The organism is Mesorhizobium sp. M1307 (genome assembly GCF_040318155.1).
Lineage (GTDB): Bacteria > Pseudomonadota > Alphaproteobacteria > Rhizobiales > Rhizobiaceae > Mesorhizobium.
Genome location: NZ_JAMYLR010000085.1, coordinates 1 through 7,006 on the forward strand (window position 1 = coordinate 1; position 7,006 = coordinate 7,006).

Sequence of the window (7,006 nt, forward strand, 5' to 3'; positions counted from 1 at the left end):
TGCCGTCGGCCATCGGCTCGTACATCACCGCTTCCGGCTTGGCGACATCGACCGCGTCATCCTTGAGGTAGCCGGGATTGACGTAATGGATGCCCATGGCGCCGCCGGTGATGCCGCTGGCGCAGGGGATCGGCGCATAGCCCTCGGCGGTCGCCGCCGCCACATTCTCGAAGCGGCTGTTGGCGGCGCGTACCTTGTCGGCCAGCGGATTGGGACCGGACGCGGGCGCTGCCTGATGCGCCTGCGCCAACGCAGTGCAGGCCGACAGCAGCGCCGCGGCAGCGAGAACTCTATTGCGAAAGTTGATTGTCATAGTCATTCCATTCTTCTTGAAAAGCACAGCCCGGCCGGCCGCCGGAGGTAAGGAGGTCCGGCAGGTGGGCGCTGTGGCTGTTGTTGCTGGGAGATCCCTGTCCCGATGCGACGAATGCCGATCATCCCTTCGGCAGATACGGGATGGTTCCGGCCAGATCGGAATTGTCGATCAGCTGGAAACGGCTGTCGCTGCCGCCCTGACGGGCCGAAACGAAGGGTGCGTAGGCAGGATCGTCGGTGAAGGCGCGCGCCGCTGCCTCGGTCGGGAACGCCATCAAGGCGATCAGCGTCGTGTCGAGCGGCTTGCCTTCGAGCGTCTTCACATTGCCGCTGCGCGACAGATATCTGCCGCCGTGCTTGTGAACGAGGTCGTGGACCGACGCGGCATAGGCCGGCATCCACTTCGGGTCCCTCACCTTGATGTCTGCGATAACGTAAGCGGTCATGGGTCATGTCTCCTGGTCGTGCACAGGGGTATCCCGTGCAGCGGCAGAGGGGTCGCATGGCAAGGGTCGCGCCAGCCAGTCCCCGATCTGTACTGGTGTGGCGAATCCGAAATTCGCATTCACTTTGGAGCTACGCAGCGAGCGAATTTCGGATTCAAAAGCCACACCAGCAAGTGCTTGGATTTCCAGTGTGGTTTTGGATTTGAAGTTCCTAACGCTGATGCCACCCAGAAAGCAGGAACTTCGATTCCACCGCACTGGGCCGGTACAGTTTCTGTACTCGCCGTGCCGCCGGAGAAGGCCTATGATCCCGGCTGAGTTTGAGGGGAAGGCAACATCATGACCCAATCCGGATACAAACAGTTCTGCCCGTTATCGATGGCTGCCGAGGTGCTGTGCACCCGCTGGACCATGGTTCTGCTTCGCGAATTGGTGGCGGGCTCGACCCGTTTCAACGATCTGCGCCGCGGCGTCCCCAAAATGTCGCCGACCCTTCTGTCGCAAAGGCTCAAGGAGCTCGAACTGGCCGGGATCGTCGAGCGCAAGGAGGTGCGCGGCGAGAAAGGCATCTTCGAATACCGGATGACCGAGGCAGGCAGGGATTTGCGGTCCGTCGTCGAGGCGATGGGCTTTTGGGGGCAGAAATGGGTCGAGTCGCGGCTGTCGCTGAAGAACCTCGATCCGTCGCTGCTGATGTGGGACATGCGGCGCAATCTCAACGCGTCGCCGCTGCCCGACGGGCGCACGGTGATACAATTTCTGTATCAGGAGCTCCCCGCCTCCAAACGGTCATGGTGGCTGATCGTCGAGAAGCACGGCGAGGTCGACCTCTGCTGGTACGACCCGGGCTTCGATGTCGATCTCTACGTCTCGACCGACCTGCACACCATGACCGAAATCTGGATGGGGCTGATCACCGTCGAGAAGGCAGGGCCGAAAGTCATCTTGACGGGAGACCAGGATATCGCCCGTAAAATGCAGACCTGGCTGGGCCTGAGCCCGTTCGCGGTCGAACCCAAACGAGCGGCCTAGCTGCCTCTTGGCGAAACGATCCGAAGCGGTTATGTGTCGGGCGCGATGGTCCCGTAGCTCAGTAGGATAGAGCGGCAGATTCCTAATCTGTAGGTCACAGGTTCGATTCCTGTCGGGATCACCATGTTTTTCAAGTACTTAGCGAACCGCCGCCGTACTTTTTTTGCAGGATTTTTGCGAAATAAGTACGGCGAATTTCGCAGACCTTCAGACTTTGGGCACACATATTCCAAGGGCGAAGCGGCCCAAAACCGCTGCGAAGCGCGGCGCTACGATGCCTAAATCGAGGTAGGTAATCGTTGTTCCCAATCAACTTGCCCGTTTTTCAGCGTCGACGTCTCCGCATCATAGGGGGAATGGACGCGCCCGGTCTGGCGGCTAGAGGAACGGAACGCTATCATTTTATTATATTAGTAATGACGCATGAAATGGCCTACTATTCGCTCTACCCGGCAGCGCCACTGGCAGCCGGTAGGCCCGGCGGCCCGCAGGTAACCCCGATCGGCCGTCGGCCCGTCTCCATGAAAGTTACGCGCGGTGGCGACCAACGTGAGACGAGATCGAACCAACAACCCCGCAACCGGCATCAAGGGCAAGCGCCACGGGCCGCCGGCCAACGACGAAGCAGGATATTTCGAGTTCTGCCCCGTATGTGGCCAGACGTTCGACAAGCGAAACCTTGGCGAGGTGCTGCATCACTGTCTCCCCGACCATGAGCCGTTGAACTCGATGAATAGGTGACTAGCGTTCGAACAGATGGTTTCGCTCATCCAAGATCGTGATCGGTCCCAACCAGACGATCTCAAAAGTGATTGCGGATGTGGTCGTTAAAGTAGCGGGCTTGGCGAAGGCCGCTTTGAACCCGGCAAAGGTCTCCGGTGGTACCCGGAACCATTGCACATTGGGCGGAATTGGCTGAAAGTGATCGAACCACAGGGCGGGGTGTCGGACGGCCACGCATCCAGGTGGCCGAGGCGCGGGTCGATCGGCGGGACAGGGGGAGAAATGCACCCTTGGACGAAGGCTGAGCTTGCGGAGATCACCGGAGGCATATGGGAAGGCGACCTGCCGGAAGGCTGGACGACCGACTGCATAGCCTTCTGCGACGCACTGATCGGCCCCGGCGCGCTCGTCATCCCGCGCGTTGGCACCTACCGTTACGGCGTACACCCCAGGAAGATCAGGCGCTTCAGGCGACAGGGGCTCGCGCTCCTCGCGGACCGAGAGTACCGGCCCAACTTCGAAGACTTGCCGTTGCTCCGGGTGGCTTCGGTCCGCGTCGCCATGAAGTATCTCGCCGAGCGAGCGCGGTCTGCTTACGGCGGACGCCTGATCGCGGTTGGCGGCAGCGTCGGCAAGACGAGCACCACGGCGATGATCAACGTCATTCTCACCGCAGCTGGCTATCCACCGTTTCCGGGCGAAAACTTCAATACCGTCTCCGGCGTGCTCGGCCTGATCGCCAACCTTTCCCCTGATGGCATCCACGCTGTCGAGGTGTCGATTGGCTTTTTTCGGCGGCTCCTTGAGGTATCTGCGCTCAAGCCGCATGTCGCTCTTATCATGACGATCGGCGACGCCCATCTCGAAGAGTACGGCTCGCGTGAGGCCATCGCCAAGTTGAAAGCCCGCCTGTACGATGTCGCTGAGGGCGGCACATCGATCGTCCCTCGGGATTCCGAGCATTTCGAATATCTCCGAGCCCGCGCGCTGTCGTTCGGGGCGAAGGTCGTGTCCTTCGGTGAACATGCTAAGGCCGACTACCGGCTCGTGGACTATTCGCACGAAGATCAACTGGTGCGTGCGGTCCTGAAGGGCCGGGATTTCGCCTACAAGCTAGGTAATCCAGGGCGGCACATGGCAGTCAACAGCCTCAGCGCGCTGGCGGCTGTCGATTCGCTCGGCCTTGATCTGGGAGCTGCGACCAACGCGCTCGGGGAGGTGCAGGCCATCCACGGACGTGGCGAAGTCATACGCATCGCCCTCGCGTCCGGCGAGGTCCATGTCGTCGATGAGGCCTACAACGCGAATCCGACATCGGTGGCCGCCGTGCTGGCGGCACTCGCTGAGGGGAAGCGCGCAAGTGGGGGCCGAAAGCTTGCCCTTCTTGGCGACATGCGGGAACTCGGGCCACGATCGGCCGAATTTCACGCCGGTCTGGCGGAACCCGTTCTCGCGGCCGATCTGGATATGGTGATGACGGTTGGGACGCAGATGACATATCTCCGTCGTGCCCTGCCGGAGTACCTCCTCGGCCCACACTTCGCGACAGCAGACGATGTGTTGCCCGAGCTCGCCACTATCCTGCGCGCGAAGGACCTCCTTCTTGTGAAAGCTTCGAACGCCATGGGCCTGGATGAAGTGTAAGCGCTGTTGTGGGACCACCTTTCGGGAGTGGTCGCGATCTGTGAGGTTGCCGATCCTGTATTGGGATCGGAGATCGGCTTGTGTCTGGACTTGACCTTACGCTTGACCCGGATCGGCAGCCTCGGCGTTTCGAGGTGATCAACGGTGCCGGCGGTCGGCGTCATTGGTCGGTGGATGACAAGGCGCGGATCATCGCGGAGACGCTGGAGCCGAACGCAGTCGTTTCCGAGGTCGCCCGCCGGTATGGCCTCAGGCCGCAGCAGGTCTTCGCCTGGCGCCGCGAAGCGCGCAAACAGGCCGCTTCGGTGCAGCAAGATTCTCCTGCCTTCGTGCCGGCGGTTGTGGCGGCAGCGGAGCCTGTAACCAGGCATCCACCGAAGCAGCGGAAACGGCAAGCCACTCGAGACGCCGGCATGATCGAGCTTGAGATCGACGGCATCGCGATGCGCGTCGGCCGGGGCGCCGATACCAAGACGGGGCCGCAGTGATCCGCGCGCTGAAGGCGACGTCGTGATCGGGCCGACGGGTGCGGTCAAGGTCATGGTGGCGACGAAGCCGGTCGACTTCCGCAAGGGCGCGGAGGGATTGGCGGCGCTGGTGCGAGAGACGATGGGGGCCGATCCGTTCAGCGGGGCCGTCTACGTCTTCCGGGCGAAGCGGACTGACCGGATCAAGCTGATCTTCTGGGACGGCACCGGCGTCTGCCTCTATGCCAAGCGTTTGGAGGATGGGGAGTTCCGCTGGCCGAAAGTGCATGACGGCATGATGCGGCTGACGGCCGCGCAGCTCTCGGCGCTACTCGAAGGTCTCGACTGGCGGCGCGTCCATGAGGCGCGCCGGACCCGCGTTCCAGCCCAGGCCGGCTGACCCGCGACGAAGTGAATCAGTCTGGATTCCGCTGTCGCGGGCTGTCGGCGAATATGGTCTGATCCGGTCATGGCGATGACTGCTGACCAGCTTCCCGACGATCCGGACGCGCTGAAGGCGATGATCCTGGCGCGCGACGTCGAGAACGCCCGGCTGATCCAAATCATCAAGGAATTGCAGCGCCACCGCTTCGGCCGGCGTGCCGAGACGCTGCCCGAAGACCAGCTTCTGCTGGGGCTTGAGGAAGCCGAACAGATCGAGGCCGCGGGTGACGAAGAGCAGGCACAGACCACTCTTGGAGAACGTCAGGCGCGTGTCGCAAAGCGCCGAGCGAACCGGGGCGCGCTGCCACCCCATCTGCCGCGCGTCGAGATGGTCATCGACATCGAGGATCAAGCCTGCCCGTGCTACCGCAATGGTCTGCATCGCATCGGCGAGGACGTGAGCGAGCGGCTCGACATCGTGCCGTCGCAGCTGCGTGTGATCGTCGTGCGCCGGCCCAAATATGCCTGCCGCGCCTGCGAGGACGTTGTCGTTCAGGCTCCGGCGCCCGCCCGGCTGATCGAAGGTGGTCTTCCGACCGAAGCGACGGTCGCCCAGGTGCTGGTCTCCAAATATGCCGATCACTTGCCGCTCTATCGTCAGGCGCAGATCTACGCCCGGCAGGGCATCAATCTCGATCGCTCCACGCTCGCCGACTGGGTCGGCCGCGCCGCCTGGCACCTGCGTCCGGTGCATGAGCGGCTACTTGGCAAATTGAAGACTTCACCAAAACTCTTTGCCGACGAGACGACCGCGCCGGTGCTCGATCCCGGCCGCGGCAAGACCAAGACCGGGCAGCTCTGGGCCTATGCCCGCGATGACCGACCATGGGAGGGGAGCGACCCGCCGGGCGTCGCCTATGTCTATGCACCCGATCGGAAGGCCGAGCGTCCGATCGCTCATCTCGCAGGCTTCACTGGAATCCTGCAGGTCGACGGCTATGGCGGCTATCGTGTGCTGGCCGACAAGAGCGGCGTGACGCTCGCCTTCTGCTGGGCGCACGTTCGCCGGCGGTTCTATGAATTGGCCGTGTCCGGACCGGCGCCGATCGCCGGCGAGGCGCTGAGACGGATCGCCGAGCTCTACAGAATAGAGGATGATATCCGCGGCCGATCGGCCGATGAACGCCGTGCGGTACGTCGGGAAAATAGCCGTGCCATTGTCGCCGACCTTGAACTCTGGCTACGCGAGAAGCTCGGCCTGATCAGCCAGAAGACAAAGCTCGCCGAGGCGATCCGCTACACGCTCTCGCGCTGGCAAGGCCTGACACGCTTCCTTGACGACGGCCGCATCGAGATCGACAGCAACACCGTCGAACGCTCAATCCGCCCGATCGCGCTCAACCGCAAGAACGCGCTCTTCGCTGGCTCGGACGGCGGCGCCGAACACTGGGCAGTCATTGCGTCGCTGATCGAGACCTGCAAACTCAATGGCGTCGAGCCACTCGGCTACCTCGCCGACGTACTCACCAGGATCGTCAACAGCCATCCGAACAGCCGGATCGACGACCTGCTGCCTTGGACCTACATCCGGGCGCCCGAGCTAAAGGCCGTGGCCTGAGAACACCGCTTACGATGAAGTCGTAACGCGCTTGCGCCGGCAATTTGGACGCTAGTCCGCCGCGATATAGCATCGATTTTGAGATCGAGAGTGCCCGAAACGTTGAGATTCGTCGAATTTCGCTGTTTTTTTGGACCAAAGCAGAAACATTGACCGGAGATCAGTTCCGCCTATGACTGGTTCCACTACCAAACAGTCTCAGGCACTTGGCGGAAAATTGTGCTTCGCCGCCTGATTCGATCTCTGCTGCCTCCGGGTGACCAGGGTAGCGCCGGCTGGATGCCGCCAACCAAGTTGTGTGCGTCAAGTTCTGCAAAATGGCGTGGCATTGCGGTGACGTCGGCGTGTCCGCCGCGCAGCCCCCGTGTTTAGCGGAG

Annotated in this window: 6 protein-coding genes, 1 tRNA gene and 1 pseudogene; 6 read left to right on the top strand and 2 right to left on the bottom strand. The window is 62.3% G+C overall.

The window, feature by feature from the left end:
• Positions 1-319, bottom strand: a pseudogene (locus tag NKH16_RS34355) (hypothetical protein); the annotation flags it as partial.
• Positions 320-434: 115 nt separating this feature from the next.
• Positions 435-761: a DUF1330 domain-containing protein gene (locus NKH16_RS34360; RefSeq protein ID WP_023677873.1), complete on the bottom strand. Its 327-nt coding sequence runs from the start codon at positions 759-761 to the stop codon at positions 435-437.
• Positions 762-1,100: 339 nt separating this feature from the next.
• Between NKH16_RS34360 and NKH16_RS34365 the strand changes: the two genes are divergently transcribed.
• The 6 genes from NKH16_RS34365 to tnpC all read left to right on the top strand — a co-directional run bounded on the left by NKH16_RS34365 (position 1,101) and on the right by tnpC (position 6,629).
• Positions 1,101-1,793: a winged helix-turn-helix transcriptional regulator gene (locus NKH16_RS34365; RefSeq protein WP_352457625.1), complete on the top strand. Its 693-nt coding sequence runs from the start codon at positions 1,101-1,103 to the stop codon at positions 1,791-1,793.
• 47 nt (positions 1,794-1,840) lie between these two features.
• Positions 1,841-1,917, top strand: a tRNA-Arg gene (locus NKH16_RS34370).
• An 881-nt stretch (positions 1,918-2,798) separates the two neighbouring features.
• Complete coding sequence (locus NKH16_RS34375) at positions 2,799-4,160, top strand: UDP-N-acetylmuramoyl-tripeptide--D-alanyl-D-alanine ligase (protein ID WP_352743727.1); 1,362 nt, start codon at positions 2,799-2,801, stop codon at positions 4,158-4,160.
• Between the two features lie 80 nt (positions 4,161-4,240).
• The gene (gene tnpA, locus NKH16_RS34380; RefSeq protein ID WP_352822080.1) at positions 4,241-4,648 is read left to right on the top strand and encodes an IS66-like element accessory protein TnpA; all 408 of its coding nucleotides are present in this window, start codon (positions 4,241-4,243) and stop codon (positions 4,646-4,648) included.
• A gap of 22 nt (positions 4,649-4,670) precedes the next feature.
• A complete protein-coding gene (gene tnpB, locus NKH16_RS34385; protein ID WP_023709031.1) occupies positions 4,671-5,027 on the top strand; it encodes an IS66 family insertion sequence element accessory protein TnpB in 357 nt (118 codons plus the stop codon).
• A gap of 69 nt (positions 5,028-5,096) precedes the next feature.
• Positions 5,097-6,629, top strand: a complete 1,533-nt coding sequence (tnpC, locus tag NKH16_RS34390) for an IS66 family transposase (protein ID WP_352749937.1) — start codon at positions 5,097-5,099, stop codon at positions 6,627-6,629.
• Positions 6,630-7,006: the final 377 nt, after the last annotated feature.